Raw genomic sequence first — 255 nt, 5'->3', positions numbered from 1 at the left:
AAAAAAACACCTATCTAGATAGGTAGGTGCGCAGATAGGGCCTCTTAAGGAGAATCACTTCCGCGGCAGTCACTCATCAGGCATATCTGACAGCGAGAGTCATCATGGAACTTATGGGCAATCAATGACACTCGGGTGCGAATACCATGTCGTCCCCCGGGGATCTGTCCTCGGTCGTCGACCGCGTCCTGATCATTGCGTATCGGAAGAAGAAGAAAGAAAGCCAGCGCCGCTTCTGGGCGCGTTTCGGCGTGA

1 pseudogene is annotated in these 255 nt (G+C 53.3%); it reads left to right on the top strand.

The features are described from left to right. Nucleotides 1-146 precede the first annotated feature (146 nt). Nucleotides 147-255, top strand: a pseudogene (locus tag AB4Y44_RS42745) (XRE family transcriptional regulator); the annotation flags it as partial.

It is taken from the genome of Paraburkholderia sp. BR10937, assembly GCF_040965695.1.
Taxonomy (GTDB): domain Bacteria; phylum Pseudomonadota; class Gammaproteobacteria; order Burkholderiales; family Burkholderiaceae; genus Paraburkholderia.
The sequence above is the reverse complement of the archived record's forward strand: the minus strand, read 5'-3'. Positions and strand labels throughout refer to the sequence as shown.